General features: G+C 66.8%; 14 protein-coding genes. 8 read left to right on the top strand and 6 right to left on the bottom strand.

All coding sequences use genetic code 11. From position 1 onward, the window contains the following. Nucleotides 1-20: 20 nt before the first annotated feature. The 3 genes from mgtA to J3A72_RS12565 all read right to left on the bottom strand — a co-directional run bounded on the left by mgtA (nucleotide 21) and on the right by J3A72_RS12565 (nucleotide 3,737). Entirely contained in the window at nucleotides 21-2,780 is a 2,760-nt protein-coding gene (gene mgtA / locus J3A72_RS12555; protein ID WP_075076976.1) for a magnesium-translocating P-type ATPase, read from the bottom strand. A 63-nt stretch (nucleotides 2,781-2,843) separates the two neighbouring features. Next, nucleotides 2,844-3,143: a hypothetical protein gene (locus J3A72_RS12560; RefSeq protein ID WP_005413574.1), complete on the bottom strand. Its 300-nt coding sequence runs from the start codon at nucleotides 3,141-3,143 to the stop codon at nucleotides 2,844-2,846. 294 nt (nucleotides 3,144-3,437) lie between these two features. Continuing rightward, nucleotides 3,438-3,737 (bottom strand): hypothetical protein, encoded by a 300-nt coding sequence (locus tag J3A72_RS12565; protein ID WP_075076975.1) that lies wholly within the window; start codon nucleotides 3,735-3,737, stop codon nucleotides 3,438-3,440. 355 nt (nucleotides 3,738-4,092) lie between these two features. On the opposite strand from J3A72_RS12565, the gene J3A72_RS12570 reads away from it, so the two are divergent. The 4 genes from J3A72_RS12570 to J3A72_RS12585 all read left to right on the top strand — a co-directional run bounded on the left by J3A72_RS12570 (nucleotide 4,093) and on the right by J3A72_RS12585 (nucleotide 9,230). Further along, on the top strand, nucleotides 4,093-4,827 hold the full coding sequence (locus J3A72_RS12570) for a CS1 fimbrial subunit B flags: Precursor (protein WP_075076974.1): 735 nt from the start codon (nucleotides 4,093-4,095) through the stop codon (nucleotides 4,825-4,827). A gap of 125 nt (nucleotides 4,828-4,952) precedes the next feature. Continuing rightward, nucleotides 4,953-5,453 (top strand): CS1 type fimbrial major subunit, encoded by a 501-nt coding sequence (locus tag J3A72_RS12575; protein ID WP_049408751.1) that lies wholly within the window; start codon nucleotides 4,953-4,955, stop codon nucleotides 5,451-5,453. A gap of 58 nt (nucleotides 5,454-5,511) precedes the next feature. Beyond that, complete coding sequence (locus tag J3A72_RS12580; RefSeq protein ID WP_075076973.1) at nucleotides 5,512-8,031, top strand: TcfC E-set like domain-containing protein; 2,520 nt, start codon at nucleotides 5,512-5,514, stop codon at nucleotides 8,029-8,031. Further along, nucleotides 8,028-9,230 carry a hypothetical protein gene (locus J3A72_RS12585; protein ID WP_140222849.1) on the top strand — a complete coding sequence of 401 codons (1,203 nt, stop codon included), beginning with the start codon at nucleotides 8,028-8,030 and terminating at the stop codon, nucleotides 9,228-9,230. Before J3A72_RS12580 ends, J3A72_RS12585 begins: the two co-directional genes overlap by 4 nt. 58 nt (nucleotides 9,231-9,288) lie before the next feature. Here the strand turns inward: J3A72_RS12585 and pip are convergent, their stop codons facing one another. Then, nucleotides 9,289-10,236: a prolyl aminopeptidase gene (gene pip / locus J3A72_RS12590; protein WP_075077015.1), complete on the bottom strand. Its 948-nt coding sequence runs from the start codon at nucleotides 10,234-10,236 to the stop codon at nucleotides 9,289-9,291. A 114-nt stretch (nucleotides 10,237-10,350) separates the two neighbouring features. Between pip and J3A72_RS12595 the strand changes: the two genes are divergently transcribed. Next, complete coding sequence (locus J3A72_RS12595; protein ID WP_075076971.1) at nucleotides 10,351-11,016, top strand: TraX family protein; 666 nt, start codon at nucleotides 10,351-10,353, stop codon at nucleotides 11,014-11,016. Between the two features lie 463 nt (nucleotides 11,017-11,479). After that, complete coding sequence (locus tag J3A72_RS12600) at nucleotides 11,480-11,842, top strand: hypothetical protein (RefSeq protein ID WP_075076970.1); 363 nt, start codon at nucleotides 11,480-11,482, stop codon at nucleotides 11,840-11,842. Nucleotides 11,843-11,966: 124 nt separating this feature from the next. On the opposite strand, the gene J3A72_RS12605 is transcribed toward J3A72_RS12600, so the two are convergent. Further along, entirely contained in the window at nucleotides 11,967-14,162 is a 2,196-nt protein-coding gene (locus J3A72_RS12605; RefSeq protein ID WP_075076969.1) for a TonB-dependent siderophore receptor, read from the bottom strand. A 258-nt stretch (nucleotides 14,163-14,420) separates the two neighbouring features. Here J3A72_RS12605 and J3A72_RS12610 point away from each other — a divergent pair, with 258 nt between their 5' ends. Then, nucleotides 14,421-15,005, top strand: a complete 585-nt coding sequence (locus J3A72_RS12610) for a TetR/AcrR family transcriptional regulator (protein ID WP_075076968.1) — start codon at nucleotides 14,421-14,423, stop codon at nucleotides 15,003-15,005. Nucleotides 15,006-15,109: 104 nt separating this feature from the next. Next, nucleotides 15,110-16,198 (top strand): crosslink repair DNA glycosylase YcaQ family protein, encoded by a 1,089-nt coding sequence (locus J3A72_RS12615; protein WP_075076967.1) that lies wholly within the window; start codon nucleotides 15,110-15,112, stop codon nucleotides 16,196-16,198. Nucleotides 16,199-17,040: 842 nt separating this feature from the next. Here the strand turns inward: J3A72_RS12615 and J3A72_RS12620 are convergent. Further along, a complete protein-coding gene (locus tag J3A72_RS12620; RefSeq protein WP_075076966.1) occupies nucleotides 17,041-17,967 on the bottom strand; it encodes an ABC transporter six-transmembrane domain-containing protein in 927 nt (308 codons plus the stop codon). Nucleotides 17,968-18,052: the final 85 nt, after the last annotated feature.

The following is an 18,052-nucleotide window of genomic DNA, read 5'->3' on the forward strand; positions in this document are numbered from 1 at the left end:
CCTGGACAAGCGGCGGGTGCTTACTGCCAGCCGTAACGACGGATGTAGAACTTCTTCAGCGCGGTGGTCAGCACCGCATAGCCGAACAGGATCGCCACCAGGAACGGCCAATAGCCAACCGGCAGCGCCTGCAGCTTGAAGTAGCCGGCCAGCGGGCTCATCGGCAGGGCCACGCCGATGGCCATGATCAGGCCGGTCATCAGCAGCAGTGGCGGCGCGGCGATGCTCTGCAGGAACGGCACCTTTGGCGTGCGGATCATGTGCACGATCAGGGTCTGGGTCAGCAGGCCGACCACGAACCAGCCGGACTGGAACAGGCCCTGGTCGGCCGGCGTGCGTGCATCGAACACGTACCACATCAGCGCGAAACAGCTCAGGTCGAAGAGCGAGCTGATCGGCCCGAAGAACACCATGAAGCGGCCGATGTCCGCCGGGTTCCACTTCAGCGGCTTGCGTACCAGTTCCTCATCCACGTTGTCGAACGGAATGGCGATCTGCGAGATGTCATACAGCAGGTTCTGCACCAGCAGCTGCAGCGGCAGCATCGGCAGGAACGGCAGGAAGGCCGAGGCCACCAGCACCGAGAACACATTGCCGAAGTTGGAGCTGGCGGTCATGCGGATGTACTTCAGCATGTTGTTGAACGTACGCCGGCCCTGGATGACGCCTTCTTCCAGCACCATCAGGTTCTTTTCCAGCAGGATGATGTCGGCCGCCTCCTTGGCGATGTCCACCGCGCTGTCCACGCTGATGCCGATATCGGCTGCGCGCAGCGCCGGCGCATCGTTGATGCCGTCACCGAGGAAGCCGACCACCTTGCCCTGCGCCCGCAGCTCGCGTACCAGCCGCTCCTTGTGCAGCGGCGTCAGCCGGGCAAACACGCGATGGTGGTGCAGCGCCCGCGACAGCGCGCCGTCGTCCATGCGCTCGATCTGCGGGCCGGTCAGGATGGTGTCCGCGTCCAGCCCCACCTGTGCGCAGACACGGGCGGTCACCAGTTCGTTGTCGCCAGTGAAGACCTTGACCTCGACACCGTGTGCGGCCAGCGCCTGCAGCGCCTGCGCAGCCGACTCCTTCGGCGGGTCCAGGAAGGCCACGTAGCCGACCAGGGTCAACCCGCACTCGTCCGCTTGCGAGTAGGCGCTCTGACTGGCCGCGGTCTCCTTCATCGCCACCGCCACCACGCGCAGGCCCTGTTCGTTCAGTTCCTCGGTGGTCTGCCGCACCCGCGCCAGGCGGCGCTCGTCCAGTGGCATGTCCTGGCCGTTCTCGCGCACGGTGCTGCACACCGCCAGCATCTCTTCCACCGCGCCCTTGCAGATCAGCTCATGGTGGTCCTCGCGCTCGGACACCACCACCGACATGCGGCGGCGCTCGAAGTCGAACGGAATCTCGTCCACCTTGTGGTAGTCCTGCGACAGCCGCAGCGAACTCTGCAGCTCCACGTGCTCCAGCACCGCGCGGTCCAGCAGGTTGATCAGCCCGGTCTGGAAGTGGCTGTTGAGGTAAGCGAACTTCAGCACGTCTTCCGAATCGTGACCGAACACATCGGTGTGGCGCTCCAGCGCGATCCTGTCCTGGGTGAGCGTGCCGGTCTTGTCGGTGCACAGCACTTCCATCGCGCCGAAGTTCTGGATCGCATCCAGGCGCTTGACGATCACCTTGCGCCGCGACAGCAGCACCGCGCCCTTGGCCAGGGTGGAGGTGACGATCATCGGCAGCATCTCCGGCGTCAAGCCCACCGCCACCGACAGCGCGAACAGGAACGCCTCGGTCCAGTCACCCTTGGTCCAGCCGTTGATCAGCAGCACGAACGGCACCATCACCAGCGCGAAGCGGATCAGCAGCCAGCTGACACTGTTGACGCCGGCCTGGAACGCGGTGGGCGCACGGTCGGTGGCGGTGCTGCGCTGGGCCAGCGTGCCGAAGTAGGTGCGGTTGCCGGTGGCCAGCACCACGGCGGTGGCGGTGCCTGACACCACGTTGGTGCCCATGAACAGCAGGTTGTGCTGCTCCAGCAGGCCAGCCAGGCCGTCGCCGGGGTGCGCGAACTTTTCCACCGGCAGCGACTCGCCGGTCATTGCGGCCTGCGCCACGAACAGGTCCTTGGCGGTCAGTACGCGGCAATCGGCCGGAATCATGTCGCCGGCCGACAGCACGATGTGGTCACCGGGCACCAGCTCACGGATCGGCAGGTCCAGCAGGCGAGCCGGACGACGGCTGTGCAGGTGCGCGCCGAAGTACTGGTCGGCCACATCGGCGGCCTCGGTGCCCGGATTGCGGCGCAGCACGCGCGCGGTGTTGCCGACCAGCGCCTTCAGCCGCTCGGCGGCACGGTTGGAGCGGCCTTCCTGCACGAAGCGGATCAGCGTGGACAGCAGCACCATCGCACCAATCACGATCGTGGCCTTGATGTCCTCGGTCAGCCAGGACACCGCGGCCAGTACGGTCAGCAGCAGGTTGAACGGATTGCGGTAGCACTGCCACAGGTGCCGCCACCACGGCAGCGGCTTTTCGTGATCCACCTCGTTGGGGCCGAGCGTGGCCAGCCGCGCCTCGGCTTCATGCGGGCTCAGGCCATCGGCATGCGACTCCAGCGTTGCAAGCAGCTCGGCTTCTTCCTGCTGGGCAAGGGTGACCAGACCGGTGGTAAGCGCGAACGGCGCCGCTTCGGCGCTGCCCGGGCCAAAGCCGGCTTCGGGCATCGCACGACGGCGGAACAGGTTGCCTGCGCGACGGCTGCGCAGGAAGGCGTTGAACCAGGCGTTGAGCAGGCTCATGGGACGCTCCTCGAATGTCAGAGCCGGCCGCAGCCGGAACACGAACGGAATGGGTGAGACAGATCAGGCGTGGCGCATCGCCAGCACCGCCGGCGACCACGGCTGCATGTGCAGGCGCTGGCTGCCGCCGATGCATAGCGGCTTCATCGCATCGCGCAGCGGGTAGGGCAGATGGCGCAGCACGGTGATCCGCTCGCTGATCGGCAGCAGCGACAGCGCGTCGGCCACCACGCGCGGCGAACCGAGCGACAGCGAACGGGCGAACATGACCGGGCCGTGCTGCAGCAGCTGGCTGCGGAGGGCGGCAACATCGCGCTCGCCAATCAGGCGGCGCAGGGTGATGTAGAGGATCTTGTAGGACATGGGGGTGATCTCCAGGCAGGCGGCACCTGGCGGTCCCCCCGTCACTCAGGCAGGCAGGGACCGGCGGGCAGGCGCCAGGAACAGGCAACAAGCGGGCATCCGGGGCGCGGTGCGCCCGGCAGGGTCGGGGTCCATCTGCGTCTCCATGAGGGGAGGGGGCCGGCCAGGGTTGCCCTGGCCAGTGGCGCTATTGTCCGCCCCTGAATGGGGTAGTCCTAGAGGCCCGTGGGTTAGCCCGGCTATACCTAGGTATAGCCGGGCGTATGCGGTGCCGATCGAGGGTTCAGTGGTGGGTCAATGCGCGCCGCTGGTCTGCTTGCAGACGTCGTACTCGCCACGGGTCAACGTCTTGTCACGGTCGGTATCGCAGGCATGCAGGCGCTCGGCCCAGTCGGGTGCCACGGCATCCACTTCGGCCAGCGTGACGATGCCGTCCTTGTCCTTGTCCAGCGACTCATACGGCGGTATCAGCTTCACTTCGGTGACGTCCTCGGCGGCGGTGGCCTTGCTCGCCTCCTGGGTTCTGGAACAGGCGCCCAGCAGCAGGCCGATGGTGATGAGGAGGACAGCAGGAACGCAGCGAATACCGGTCATGACAGGCTCCAGAAGTGGGGGCGCGGGCCATGGGGGTGGATGGCCACGGCCGGATCTTCGGCCCGGGGCCGTAAGCGAGCTGCGAAGAACCGGCGGGGTCGCCATGCAGCGGTGGGCGCCCGTTCACCCGCACACCCCATGCGTGTGCCAGCCGCCGATGCTGATCCAGGGCGTGCCGTCGCGATGTGCAACGGGCCAGACCGCCGCGGCCGAGTGCGCGGACAGGATTTCCGGGTTGACCTGGGCGGAGCCACTTTGCGAGGTCGGAAATATCTGACCTTTTTGCAAGTTGTTGCATGGCCTGATTGTAAAGATGCCGTGAAACTAATCGCTCGCCTCTCCCCGCGGGTTCGTCATGCAACGCGCACTCCTTCTCCTCCTGCTGGCCCTGTTCGCCAGCAGTGCCCAAGCCACGACACCACAGATCAATGTGGGCCTCCTGTTCGATCATCTTGCGCCAGCGCACAGCAACCTGCTCAAGCGCATACGCAATACCGGTGGTGTGACCGCATACCTGCGCGTTGAGGTCACCGAGATGCACTTCGATGCAGACGGCAAGGTTGTCGAAACGCCAGTGGACACCGTGGCGCTGGTACGCAATGCACCTGGCGCGCACGGGGTGATCGCCAGCCCCAGCCGCCTGATCATTGCCGCCAATGGCCAACAGGCGACGCGCCTGGTCTATCGCGGTGACCGCGATGAGGAGCGCTACTACCGACTGCGCTTCATTCCGGTGGTGCCGAGCGCCGAGGAGTTTTCGCTCAGTGATGCGCAGGTGCAGGAGATCACCGGGCTGACTTCGGCAGTTCGCGTGTTCACCGGCTACGGCACCATCCTGTTCGTGGCACCGCGGAACACGCGCTATGACACCCGTGTGCAGGACGGTCACGTGCACAACGGTGGCAACGCCACGGTGGTGCTGGACAACCTGCGTTACTGCGAGCGAAGCAGTCCGGATGCCTGCACGCCCGGCATCATCGTCCATGTCCGGCCCGGGCGAACCTATGCGCTGCAGGCCGACGACAGCCGGTTCGCCCGCTACGACCTGAGGGAGGGCGACGACCGCCGCAGCATCGACTCGCGCCGCTGATCGTCCGCCCATCTCCCCTTTCTGCAACGTCCCCACCGGGTTCGCCAGGCGCCCGGCGGGGAGGCTGTGTCTTCGTCCTGGCGTCGTATCCCATCGTATCCATCCACCGATCCCGGAGCATTTCCATGTCCCTGAAGAAGTACGCCCTGGCTGCAGCCGCTGCAGCCCTCATCGCACCGGCTGTCAGCCTGGCAGCCACCGAATCCAAGTCGATCACCGTCAACGTGACCGCCGACGTCCCGAACACCGCTGGCCTGCAGGTGTCCACGCCTGACGGCTGGGAAGGCCTGCCGCAGAACCTGCCGTGGGACACCGCGCGCGAAACGCTGGGCGAACTGACCGGGCGCGTCATCAACATCAAGTCGCCGGCTGCCATCACCGCCTACCTGACGTCGCCGGCACAGATGGCGTCGGCCGCAGACGTCGTGGACCTGGTGGTGAAGCTGGACAACGTGGAGGTTCCGGCAACCGCCGCCGCCAAGATCACCGTTGCCAACGCGGCCCAGGCCGCCGCGGGCAAGTCGCTGGCCTTCGCCATTGCGCCGACTGCGCCGACGGGCGGCTACAAGCAGGGCAGCTACGGCGGCCAGTTCCACATGATCTTCGAAAGCGACATCACCCCCTGAGTCCTTTCAGGCGCCCCGTCGCATCCAATGATGCGGCGGGGACGCCGGAACAGCGCCCATGCTCTCGTCCTCCAACCACCGTCGATTCCGACTGGCCCGGCTCGCGACCGCGATCGGTGCCGTGGTCCTTGCCACCTCAGCGCATGCGGCCGGCCTCGCGCCGGGCGAGCTGCCCAGCCTGCTGCAGCAGCGCGAACGCATGCCGGCCGAGTTCCGCGAGCACCTGTTTGGCAACCCGCTCACCGTGCGCGCGGAGCTGGACGGCCAGTATCTGGGTGACGCCGAGGTTCTGCTGCACGAAGACAACCGGGTGCAGGTGATCGGCTTTGGTGACAGCCACGAAAGCCGGCTGGCACAGACCGAGCGTGCCCGTTGGGGCGAGCAGCTCGCTGAACCGATGGCGCTGGGCGTATGCAGGCAGCAGTGCCGGGGCATGGCAGCGCTGCACTACAGTCTGTCCAACTCGCTGCTGAGCGTGCTGACGCCTGCCGGCGCGCAGAAGGAGGGGCGCCACATCGCCTTGCCGGACGCGGGCAGCCGGGGGCTGATCGTGCGTAACAGTCTTGCCGTGCACGGTGGCCAGGAACAGCAGGCCACTGTGCGCTACAGCGCTGAACTGCGCGGCAGTGCCGGCCACTGGAGCACGGTTGGCAGCTACCAGTACTACGCCCAGCCCGGCAGCAGCGAGCACTACCTCAGTGCCCTGTATGCCCAGCGCGAACTGGGCGATCACTTCGTTCGCGCCGGCTACTTCCTGCCCACCTTCGAGGGCATTGTGCGCCAGCCCCGCGCGCCGGGTACGCAGAACGATACGGCGCTGGGCCTGATGTTCGGATCCTCGGACGTGCTGCTGGCCGATACGCGAAGCCCCAGTGTCTATCCCGTCTATGTCACCGCCAGCGGCGAAGGCGTGGTGGAGATCTATCGCGACGGGAACCTGCTGTCCACGCAGGCCGTCAAGCCCGGCATCCAGGAAGTCGATACGCGCCGGCTACCCGGCGGGATCTACGATGTGGAACTGCGGGTGGTCCAGGACGGCCGCGAAGCGTCCCGCGAAAGCGCGTCCATCCACAAGCCCAGCCGCTGGCAGGATCCCAGCCGCCGCTGGCGCTACAGCGCATTCGCAGGGCAGCAGCGCGGGCTGCTGGCCAGCGCCGGAAGCACCCGCGAGGGCGGTGCCGCGGCGGGTGCCGTGGTCAATTACCTGTTGCATTCCCGTGCGGTGGCCGGGGCCACCGTGCAGCGGATCGGCGCGCGGCATGCGGCGGGTGTGTCGATGGACTGGCAGGCCAGTGACCGCCTCAGCACCTACACCAATGTCTATACCTCCAGCGACGCCGGGCGCGGCGTGGACCTGCAGGGCCTGTACCGCTATCGTGCCGGCTCGGTGGTGGCCAACCATGCGCGCGGTTGGGTGGAACAGCGCGAGCGCGTCGTGGCGGATGCCGGCAGCGCACCACGCTGGGAGACCCGCGGCGGCTGGCAGGACACAACGGCCGTCTCGATCACGCATCGTTTCGGGCACCGTGATACCGCCAGCGTGCGCGTGGCCCGCAGTTCGGGCTTCACGCGCGGGACCGGCATCGATGTCTCTTACGGGCGCCGGGAGACGGTGTTCGGCAAGCACGATGTCAACTGGCGCGTTTCCGCCTATGACCGCCCTGGCGCCCGCTACACAGGCTACCGGCGGCAACGCGGCATCGACCTGACGGTGAGCGTCTCGCTGGGCAGCGATCAACGCAGCTACAGCGGCAGCCTGGGCAGCCGCACCGGCGATGCCGGTCGCCGCGATACCTATGTGACCGCCTCCTCCACACAGCGCGTGGACGGCGCCGTACTGCAGAGCGTGAATGGCACGGTCACCGCCGAACGGGGCGGGCTGGGCGCAGGCGCGGGTGCCTCGCTGCAGAGCGCGTTTGTGGAGGGTGACATGCAGGTCTACCGCGGCGCGGCGTCGGGCCGCATCAGCGGCACCGCCAACCTCGACAGCACCGTGGTCATTGGCGGTGGGCGCGCCACCGTGCTGGGGCAGGGGCGCGGCAGAAGCGCCGACACCGGGCTGATTGTCGATGTCCGCAGCGATTATCCCGATCTTGCCCTGCGTGCGGACGACAGCCACGGCGGCGGCGTTGCGCTGCGCCCGGGCCGCAACTTCGTTCCGGTGGCCGCGTATCGCGCAGGCCACGTGCAGTTCGACTTCCAGGGGCGGCATGCGCCGTCGGCAACGCTGCAGCCCTCGGTCGTCAGCTATCACCTCAACAAGGGGGGCGTGATGCATGCCACGCTGGACGTGCTGCGCACCTTCACCGTCATGGGCCAGGTACTGGATGCAGACGGCAACGGTGTGCGCGGCGTGCAGGTGATCAACCACGCCGGCCGCAGCGTCAGCCAGGAGGATGGCTTCTTTACCCTGGAACTGAGCGCCCGTGCCCCGGTGGTGGAGTTGCGTTACCCCAAGATGGTCAGCTGCACGCTGACGATGGAGGAGGGGCGCTACCCCACGGAAGGGGATGTGTTGATGGTGGGGGCGACGGGATGCCCGCCGTCGATCGCGAGAACCGAGGAGCCTGCGAAATGAGAATCCGCTCGCTGATGGCGGCGCTGCGAGGCGCGGCGCTGGTCGCGCTTGGGATGGGGTCAGCAACGCAGGCGCCTGCGGCAGAAGTGCTGGTCACGGCAGAGTTTGCCCCGTCAGCCCTGGACCCGGGCCGGATGGTCTTCCGGAATACGACGCCGCGCGGCACCTACTGCTCGTGGCGCCCAGAGTTCTGCACTGACGATGGTGCCTACTCTGTCGATGTTCCGCTGCAGTGGAGCAAGACCTACGTGCACAATGGTGACGTTCGTCAGCGCTTCTATCTTGGATTGCCCGCTGCTCGGTCGGTCATGCTACGGAACACCACCACGGGTTCTGAAGCTGAAGTACGAATCGCGATAGCCACCGTCAGCGGTCATATGACGCCTGGGGGTGGAACCAATCCCGTATACACACGATCAGTACGCGGAGGCTGTCGCTACGTTTATACGGCTGGCGTCGGATCATTTGTCAGGTTCGGATGGATCGTCAGCAATCCAGAGACGCCGGTGCCGTGCAACTCGCAAGGAGATGCAGCACTTCCACACCCGGCCGATTATGCGATGTCTTGGTTCGGCTTGGGTCTTCTCATAACTGCACCTTCGCCCCTGTCCCTGAGCGATGGTATCTATGAAGGTGCGTTGACCTACACTGCAGGAGGCGCGGGCAGCGACATCGACTTTGGCGATGATGTCACCACCGAGCCGATCACGTTGAAGTTCCGCTTCACGGTATCCCACCAGTTCCAGGTACGTTTCCCCAGCGACAATCCGCAGGTGCACCTGGCGCCGGAGGACGGTTGGGCGCAGTGGACCGATCAGGGCCGTGCCCCGGCACGCCTCTTTCAGGAGCTGCCATTCCATCTGACCAGCTCGATGGACTTCAGCATGAAGCTGCGCTGTGAGCACGACGCAGGCAATCGCTGCGGCATTCGCAACCACGCGCTTGGGGAGGTTGTACCGGTGGATGTGGACGTCACCCTGCCCGGCATGCGCAATCTGCGCGATGGGCGCCCGGCGCAGGATACACCGCTGTCGCCCGACGACGCACAGGCGCCGCGCTTCACACCGGATGGCTATCTGATGCAGCGGCGGTCGACCTTGCGGTTCACCGCAGGACGGGACGCCGTAACAGAGATGCTGAAGGCGCCAGGCTCGCATTGGGAAGGCAACATGACCGTGGTGTTTGACGCCAACCCGTAGTCGCACGCAGGAGTGTGTTGCGGGGGTGCCGGCCAGCGGCCGGCACTACCCCAGGCGTTCAGAACCGGTCGGCAAAGGCATCCGTCGCCCGCACCAGCGCATCGACCGTGGCCGGCTCGTTGGCGCTGTGGCCGGAGGTCACCATCTCCAGGCGCGCTTCCGGCCAGGCCTTCGCCAGGTCCCACGCGCTGCGCGGCGGGCAGATGATGTCGTAGCGCCCCTGCACGATCACGCCGGGCAGGTGGCGGATGCGATCGATGTTGCGCAGCAGCTGGTCCGGCTCCAGGAAGATGCCGTTGCGGAAGTAGTGCGCTTCGATGCGGGCCTTCGCCAGGGTATCCAGCGGATCATCGGTGGATTCGGCATCCACGTCGTGCTGCAGGGTGGCCGCATTGTCTTCCCAGCCCAACCAGGCCTGCGCGGCTTCGATGCGGGTTGATTGATCCGGGCCATCCATGCGCGTCCAGTAGGCGGCGATCATGTCGCCACGCTCGGCTTCCGGGATATAGGCCTCGTAGCGGTCCCAGCGCTCCGGGAAGATCCAGCGCGCACCGCCATCGGCCTCGGCGAACCAGCGGTTCTCGATCTCACGACCGAGGAACACGCCACGCACGATCAGGCCGGTGGCGCGTTCCGGATGCGCCTGCGCGTAGGCCAGCGACAGCGTGGAGCCCCAGGAGCCGCCATAGACCAGCCAGCGCTCGATGCCCAGGTGCTCACGCACCTTTTCGATGTCCGCCACCAGGTCCTGCGTGGTGTTGTCGCGCAGCTCGCCGAACGGCGTGGAACGGCCGCTGCCGCGCTGGTCGATCAGCACGATGCGGTAGCGCGCCGGGGCGAAGAAGCGCCGATGGGTCGGCGAGATACCGGCGCCCGGGCCACCGTGCAGGTACACCACCGGAATGCCCTCCGGCGTGCCGCACTCTTCGATATGCAGCGTGTGCAGATCGCTCACCGGCAGGGTGAATTCGCGGTAGGGCTCGATGGCCGGGTACAGGGTGCGCATGGCGGGTGACTCACAGGCAGGGGCGGCCAGCATAGCGCCGCCATCTACGGCTTGCAGTGGCGGGCTCCTGCGCGGCGCTGGAAATGCGCTGGCCGATGCGCATAAGCTTCCGCGATGCAAGCGACCACGACCGGGACGTCCACGTTCAACCTCAGCCTCGGCAGCGGCGCGCGCGAGCTGTTGAAGTGGATCGCGCTGCTGGCCATGACCGGCGACCACGTGGCCAAGGTGGTTTTCGGGGGCTACGTGCCGGTGGTCAGCGAACTGGGGCGTATCGCCTTCCCGCTGTTCGCGCTGGTGATGGCCTGCAACCTGGCCCAGCCGGGCGCCGACCTGCGCAAATCGATGCGCCGGCTCGCGCTATGGGGGCTGATCGCGCAGCCGTTGCACGCACTTGCGTTCGGTTCCTGGCTGCCGCTCAACATCCTGCTCACCTTCACCCTGGCGGCGGTGGCCGTGCATGCGCTTGCGAGCCATCGGCCTGTGCTGCTGTTGCTGGCTGCCGGCGTGCTGCCGATGTTCGTGGACTACCAGTGGGCCGGCGTTGGCGCCGTGCTGCTGGCCTGGATCGCGTTCCGGCATCGGGCGTGGTGGCCGCTGCTGGTCGCGCTTGCGGCGGTGTGCTGGGCCAACCACAACGGCTGGGCACTGCTGGCCGTTCCGGTGGTCGTGCTGGCGACGCGGGTGCCGTGGCAACTGCCGCGCTGGCGCTGGATGTTCTATGGGTACTACGTGGGACATCTGGCGGTGCTGGCGTTGATTGCCCATCTGCTTGTGTAATGTCGGAACTGGCGTGTCGCGCGTCTTGAAAGCCGGATGCGGTCAAGGAACGCGTGGTGCCGATGCGGGCGGGGAACGCCGCCGTTGGCGTGGCGCAAGTTGTTGAATCTTCGGCTCGATTGTCGATATGCGACAATGCGGGCACTGCGTGAACGTTGCTGTCTTTGCACTTGGGTTGTTGGCGCCTGCCACCCCGTTGTGCACATGATGGGGTGCCGCCGAAAAAGGGTGGCCGGGGCCTGGAAACCCCGTTGAGTAAGTGCTGTTTACGCTTGCCAGCCGGCGTCGCCTTGCGCGGCGTCGGCTGGCATTCCGTTCGTGTTCCATGGCGGGCGGTGCGTGGAGGTGGGCGCAAGCCCACCGCCCGGGTATAGCACTGACTCACGGGATTTCCAGCCACGCACCGTCCGCCGCCTTGATTGTTAAGGGTGGTGGTCCCGCATGCCTTGCACGGAGACCTGCCATGAACGCATCGGAGTTTCCCCATCAGCGCGCCCCGGCCAATGCCGATGAGGGGCACGACATCCCGCCCGATCCCAACAACCTGACGGCCCTGCTGCATCGCATCGGGTTGGGCGCGGCTGCCGACGGCCAGCCCTGGCCCGAGCGCCATCAGCTGCCGGGCCGGTGCCTGGCGTTGGCCGACGCCGACGGTGCACTGGCCGGGCTGCGTATCGTGCAGGAGATCCTGCTGGCGGCCGAACGCGCCCGCCAGAAAGGCGGCCCGGAACAGTACGTGGGCGATCGCGTAATGGAAGGGCTGAAGCTGGCGGCATTGGCGTTGACCAGCCACGCCATCTATCGCCTGCATCCGAATGACACGTAGATCCACGCCATGCGTGGATGCCGTTCGCGGATTGCCCGACGTCCTGTAGAGCCGAGCCTATGCTCGGCTCAGCGGACGAAACGGAGCCGAGCATGGCTCGGCTCTACAGGGGTTCCACGCCAGCTTAGAAATCCATCGTTGCCGACACCAGCACCGTCCTCGGTGCACCCAGCGCCAGGCTCGACAACAACGGCATGCCCCAATACGACTTGTTGGTCACGTTGTTCACGCTGGCCCGCAGCGCAAGCGGTCGACCCGCCACGGTGGTGCTGTAGCGCGCCCCCACGTCGAACAACGTACGCCCCGGCACCGACAGGCTATTGTCGGTACTGATGTACTGCCTCGACATCGCCGTGGCATTGCCGGTCAGGGTCAGGCCCTGCAAGGTCGGCACATCCCATTCCACGCCCAGCTTGGCCTGCCGCTGCGCCACGGCGGTGGCGATGCGTCCTTCATTCACGCCACCGGCCGTGCGGGCCAGCTTCGGCTGCACATAGGCCACTCCACCGAGCAGGCGCACGCCGTCCATTGGTGCGCCGAAGAAGCCCCATTCCACGCCCCGGTTACGTTGCTCGCCGCCAAACGAGAAGATATTCGTGACCGGGTCGGTGTAGCTGTTCGGTCGCTTGATCTCGTACACGCTGAAGGTGTGCGCGAAGCTGCCCAGGTCCAGCTTCAGGCCCAGCTCCTTCTGCCTGGTGCGGAACGGTGCGAACACATCGCCGGCATTGGCGGCGGTCATCGGCGCGGTGGCGCCCTGGCTGAGGCCTTCGATGTAGTTGGTGTAGAGGGAGATCGCGTCGGTGGCTTTCACCAGCAGGGCCGCTGCCGGCGTGGTGGCGCTCTCGTCGTAGCGCGAGGTGCGTGCACCCGTGGACACGTTGAAGGTCTCGCTGACCACCTGCTGGCGGCGCACGCCCAGCGTCAGCTGCACGCGGTCATCGGCGAAGGCGAGGGTGTCGGCGAAGCCGAGGCTGTCCAGCGTCAGCTCGGTATGCGAGATGTGCGGTGCCACGAACGGCGCCGCCGGGCCCCACACTGGGTTGTACAGATTGGTGGTCCAGTCCCAGCCGGGTACGCTGCGCCGGCCGTAGTCGTTCTGGGTGTGCTGGTAGTGGGTCACGTTGGCGGCCCACTGGTGGCCGACGTTGCCGGTGTGGAACGAACCGCGCAGGCCGGCATCTGCGGACTGCTTCTTGATATCGAAGGCGAGCTGGCCGATCACCGTGGTGAAGTCGCCGGCTGGATTGAGGATCTGCGCGCTGATCGAACCGTTGTAGCGGTAGTCGGTCCTGCTGGTGCCGTACGCGAGGTAGGCCATCAGGCTATCGTTGACATCCAGCTCGCCGCGCACCATCGCGCCCTTGTCCTGGCTGTCCACGTAGGCCCAATCCGGGTTGATCAGCGTATCCCCGCGTGGCGGGCGTGGAATGGCCACACCCGGTGCCAGGCCGACGCCACGCGCCGGGCCGTCAACGCGGTCGTCGGCGCCGTACAGATCGGCCGACAGCCGCATACGTTCGCCGCGCCAGTCCAGTGCCAGCGAACCGAGCTGTACCTTCTTGCGCTGCTTGCCGACGGCGCCGTCACCATCACGGTAGGCACCGTTGAAGCGGATGCCGAACTGCCTGTCGGCGCCGAGGCGACGGCCCATATCCACGTGGGTGCCGAACTGCGCATCGGAGGCGAAGTTGGCACTGACCCGCAGCAGCGGTTGCTCGCTTGCGCGCTTGGGCACCAGGTTGACGCTGCCACCGACCGAGCCGCCCGGCGGCATGCCGTTGAGCAGCGCAGACGGTCCCTTCAGCACCTCGATGCGCTCGAACATTTCCGGCGAGGTGCGGTAGTAGGGCGCCATGCCGCTGAGGCCATTGAACGTGGTGTCGCTGGTGTTGGAGGCAAAGCCGCGGATCGCGTAGTTCTCGCTCCATGCACCGGTGACGCCGTTGCTGAACACCGTGGGGTCGGTGGCGGCAATGACGTCGGTCAGGTCCTTGGCCTGGCGATCGCGGATGAAGGACTCGGTGTAGCTGATCGTATTGAACGGCGTGTCCATGAAATCCTTGTCGCCGAGCAGGCCGACGCGGCTGCCGGCAGCCACTTGCCCGCCCGCATAGTCTGCAGTGACCCGGCGTTGTTCCTGCACCTGTACCGACGGAAGGGTGGACGGCGCGGCGTCGGCCAGCGCGGCGAACGAGGCCAGCAGCCCCAGCGCGAGGGCGGACACCCGGTAGCGCCGGACCATGCCCGGCGAATACATCAGGCCGGAGGATGCGGCGGCAGCGCGATGCTGTGCAGAAGTGAAGTTGAAAACGGTCATGCCAGAGTCCTGTGAATCGCAGGCGCGAGCGCGCCTGGCGCGCTGCCGACGGCAAGCACGGGGAAAGGGCGCAGCGCAGGGTTGTTGGCTGGGTGGGGACCTGGCGGGAGGTGAGCCATGGGCTCGGTTACGGGTGCGCGGCGGACGCATTCCGAATTAGTTGAGTAAAGTAAACTAAATCAGTCGAAGCGGACAAGAGGGTCCCTTTGCTGGCACCCTCAGCAGGGTATGGACGCGCACCGTAAGAGCAGGCACCGTATGAGCACGCACCCCGATCCAACGGCGCCGACCCGTGGCCGCCCGCCCACCATCACCCCGGAGCGTCTGGCCGACATCGGCATCCGCCTGGGCCTGCCCAACCTGACCATGGCCAACGTGGCCGCCGAACTGGCGGTGACCCAGGCAGCGCTGTACAAGCGCGTGGCCAACCTGGAGGCGTTGAAGCGCCTGGTGGCGGAGGCGGTGTTCCAGCGCTGGCAGATTCCGCGCGCGTCGGTCGACGCACCGAGTGGGCTGGAGGCCTATCTGATGGGGTTCGTGGAGTCGCTGTGCGAAGTGGTGAAGGCGCATCCCGGGCTACCGCCCTACCTGCTGCGGCGCACGGTGGCGACCGCGCCGATGCTGGAAAAGATCGCCTCGCACCAGGCGCACGTGGCCGAGGTGTTCGGCCTGCCGGTGGACAAGGCGCGCTGGCTGCTGGCCACGATCGCGTTCTACTGCATCGCCGGTGCCGACACCATCTACGCGATTGCGGATGACGAAGAAGGGCAGGTGATCACCGAGTTCAAGCAGGGCATGCGGGCCCTGGTGATCGGTTCGCTGGAGGTATCGCGGCTTCGGTAGATGCACGCCATGCGTGGATGATCGCGGCCGTTCACCATGACGCCAGCCAGGCGTGGCCTGGCTCTACTGGACGGATCGCGTAGTGTCGAGAATACAATGCGGCCATGCCTGCCACGCCCACTCTCGATGACCTTCGCCGCTACGCGGTGGCGCGCACCCTGTTCAAGCCGACCACGCTGCTGACCGCGATCCGGCGGTTGGGCTTCGTGCAGGCCGACCCGATCCGCGCACCCGCTCGCGCGCAGGACCTGACCCTGCGCCACCGGGTGAAGGACTACCGCGCGGGCGATCTTGAGCGCCGCTACACGCGTCTGCCGGTGGAAGAGGATTGCCTGGTGAACTACGGCTTCCTGCCGCGCGAGCATCTGGCGCTGATGCACCCACGGGTTTCCAAGCGCGAGTGGGATGCCGAGACCCATCGCCGTGCGGCCGATGTGCTGGCCTTTGTGCGCGAGCGTGGCAGCGTGCACCCGCGCGAGGTCGACCAGGCGTTCGCGCATGGGCGGGTGACCAACTACTGGGGCGGCACCAGCAACGCCAGCACGCATCTGCTGGATGGCATGCACTACCGCGGCCTGCTGCGGGTGCAGCGGCGCGACAGCGGTACGCGCATCTATGCGGTGGCCGATCATGCCGAGCCCGACTCCAGCGAACAGGCGCAGATCGAACGTGCCGCCGCCCTGATCGACCTGGTGGTGCGCAAGTACGCGCCGCTGCCCTCGGCCAGCCTGACCTATCTGGTGCGCCTGCTGGGCTATGGCGCGCCGCACCTGGCCGAGCAGACCCGCAAGGCATTGGCGCTGGCCAAGCAACAACTGGCCAGCTGCACGCTGGAAGGCACCACCTGGTACTGGCCGGCGGACGAGAATCCGCGCTCGCGCCGCCATGCACCGGATGAGCAGGTGCGCCTGCTCGCGCCGTTCGACCCGGTGGTGTGGGACCGCCGCCGCTTCGAGCTGTTGTGGGATTGGGTGTACAAGTTCGAGGCGTACACGCCTGCACCGAAACGCCAGTATGGCTACTACGCACTGCCGGTGTTGTGGGATGAGCAGGTGGTGGGCTGGGCCAACTTGAGCGTGCGCGAGGGTGAGTTGGTGTCGAGCGTGGGCTATGCCGGCAAGTCGCTGGCCCGCGACAAGGTATTTCTTGGCGCGCTGGACGACGAGCTGCAGCGCATGGCGGAGTTCCTGTAGCGCCAAGCGGCGCATAGGTATCTATCGATCCCGGCAGCCGCCAACCTCGGTGGGCGCTGGCTTCCATCGGTGCCCACCAAGGTGGGCAGCTACCAGAGCAACGCTGCTCAGGCCCGGCAGCCGCCAACCTTGGTTGGCGCGGGCTTCCATCGGTGCCCACCAAGGAGGGCAGCTACCAGAGCAACACCGCTCAGGCCCGGTAGCCGCCAACCTGGGTTGGCGCTGGCTTCCGTCGGTGCCCACCAAGGTGGGCAGCTACCAGAGCAACACCGCTCAGGCCTGGTAGCCGCCAACCTCGGTTGGCGCTGGCTTCCATCGGTGCCCACCAAGGTGGGCAGCTACCAGAGCAACGCCGCTCAGGCCCGGTAGCCGCCAACCTTGGTTGGCGCTGGCTTCCGTCGGTGCCCACCAGGGTGGGCAGCTACCAGAGCAACACCGCTCAGGCCCGGTAGCCGCCCACCTTGGTTGGCGCTGGCTTCCATCGGTGCCCACCAGGGTGGGCAGCTACCAGGGCAACACCGCTCAGGCCTGGTAGCCGCCAACCTTGGTTGGCGCTGCTCTCGTCGGTGCCCACCAAGGTGGGCAGCTACCAGGGCAACACTGCTCAGGCCTGGTAGCCGCCAACCTTGGTTGGCGCTGGCTTCCATCGGTGCCCACCAAGGTGGGCAGCTACCAGAGCAACACCGCTCAGGCCCGGTAGCCGCCAACCTTGGTTGGCGCTGGCTTCCGTCGGTGCCCACCAAGGTGGGCAGCTACCAGAGCAACGCTGCTCAGGCCCGGTAGCAGCCAACCTTGGTTGGCGCTGGCTTCCATCGGTGCCCACCAAGGTGGGCAGCGACCGGTCAAGCGGCGCCCTTGTGGTCCGCATCGTCCATGCCGGGGCTGACACGGCGGCCGATATCCTTCAGCCGCGCAAGCTGATCCACCATTGACGGCGCATCGTCCAGGCTGCCGACGAAGGTCCACAGGTAGGTCATCACCGCGTAGACGTGGCCCGGTGTAACGCCTTCACTGGTGGCAAGGCGACCGATGGTCAGCGCGAACAATGCCGCGGCAGCCAGGCCGATCACCACATAGGCGCCGGCTTCGCGGTCGGACAGCAGGATGCGCAGGCGCGACAGCGTGGTGTAGTGGCGGCGCAGCACCGAGGGGCTGACCCGGTCGACCAGCCGGATTTCGTGTTCCAGGCGGTTGTTCAGTCGGCCGTGCAACTGCTCGTTGCGGCGTGCGAACGAGGGCAGCACCAGCAGGGCGCCGAGCAGGGTGGCCAGGCCAGCGGCACCGACCATCGGCTCGATCGCCAGCAGCATGGCCACTGCACCGAACATCGATGCCAGCGCGGTGGCGATGATCGGCACGTGCTTTTCAAAGAAGTCGACGAACTCGCGGGCCAGCACCACGCGTGCCGCCGAAGTGGACGTCGCCTGGCCCAACCGGCGCTGCGCCTGCACCACGCTCACTGCCAGATCGGCATAGATGCGGGTGAAGGTGCGCGTATCCACCGCCCGACGGGCGGCACCCACCAGCCAGAACAGCAGTACCACGCCGGCATAGGAGATGGCATGGCCGATGTTGCCGCTGATGATCGCGTCTACCGCGAAGCCGGCGAACAACGGATAGGCCAGCAACAGGGTGTTCTCCAGCGCCACCAGCGAGAACGTGCCGGTCAGCTGCCAGGGGTAGGTGCGCAGGATGGACTTGAGCGTGGCGGCCGCATTCTGCTGGCCGATGCTGCCGGCGGCGGCCGCCGGATCGTGGGGGAGTTCCATGGGATGCCTGGGGGGGTCGGGGACAGGGCAGGGGACGGATGCCTGCCATCTGCCGGGTCGCGCCCAGTATCTGCAGCCCTTTGGA

Source organism: Stenotrophomonas sp. PvP093 (assembly GCF_017876915.1).
Classification (GTDB): domain Bacteria; phylum Pseudomonadota; class Gammaproteobacteria; order Xanthomonadales; family Xanthomonadaceae; genus Stenotrophomonas; species Stenotrophomonas muris.

What these genes read in the sequence shown, in the direction of transcription:
- mgtA (WP_075076976.1), bottom strand. Translation starts at nt 2,780, where the DNA reads ATGAGCCTGCTCAACGCCTGGTTCAACGCCTTCCTGCGCAGCCGTCGC.
- J3A72_RS12560 (WP_005413574.1), bottom strand. Translation starts at nt 3,143, where the DNA reads ATGTCCTACAAGATCCTCTACATCACCCTGCGCCGCCTGATTGGCGAG.
- J3A72_RS12565 (WP_075076975.1), bottom strand. Translation starts at nt 3,737, where the DNA reads ATGACCGGTATTCGCTGCGTTCCTGCTGTCCTCCTCATCACCATCGGC.
- J3A72_RS12570 (WP_075076974.1), top strand. Translation starts at nt 4,093, where the DNA reads ATGCAACGCGCACTCCTTCTCCTCCTGCTGGCCCTGTTCGCCAGCAGT.
- J3A72_RS12575 (WP_049408751.1), top strand. Translation starts at nt 4,953, where the DNA reads ATGTCCCTGAAGAAGTACGCCCTGGCTGCAGCCGCTGCAGCCCTCATC.
- J3A72_RS12580 (WP_075076973.1), top strand. Translation starts at nt 5,512, where the DNA reads ATGCTCTCGTCCTCCAACCACCGTCGATTCCGACTGGCCCGGCTCGCG.
- J3A72_RS12585 (WP_140222849.1), top strand. Translation starts at nt 8,028, where the DNA reads ATGAGAATCCGCTCGCTGATGGCGGCGCTGCGAGGCGCGGCGCTGGTC.
- pip (WP_075077015.1), bottom strand. Translation starts at nt 10,236, where the DNA reads ATGCGCACCCTGTACCCGGCCATCGAGCCCTACCGCGAATTCACCCTG.
- J3A72_RS12595 (WP_075076971.1), top strand. Translation starts at nt 10,351, where the DNA reads ATGCAAGCGACCACGACCGGGACGTCCACGTTCAACCTCAGCCTCGGC.
- J3A72_RS12600 (WP_075076970.1), top strand. Translation starts at nt 11,480, where the DNA reads ATGAACGCATCGGAGTTTCCCCATCAGCGCGCCCCGGCCAATGCCGAT.
- J3A72_RS12605 (WP_075076969.1), bottom strand. Translation starts at nt 14,162, where the DNA reads ATGACCGTTTTCAACTTCACTTCTGCACAGCATCGCGCTGCCGCCGCA.
- J3A72_RS12610 (WP_075076968.1), top strand. Translation starts at nt 14,421, where the DNA reads ATGAGCACGCACCCCGATCCAACGGCGCCGACCCGTGGCCGCCCGCCC.
- J3A72_RS12615 (WP_075076967.1), top strand. Translation starts at nt 15,110, where the DNA reads ATGCCTGCCACGCCCACTCTCGATGACCTTCGCCGCTACGCGGTGGCG.
- J3A72_RS12620 (WP_075076966.1), bottom strand. Translation starts at nt 17,967, where the DNA reads ATGGAACTCCCCCACGATCCGGCGGCCGCCGCCGGCAGCATCGGCCAG.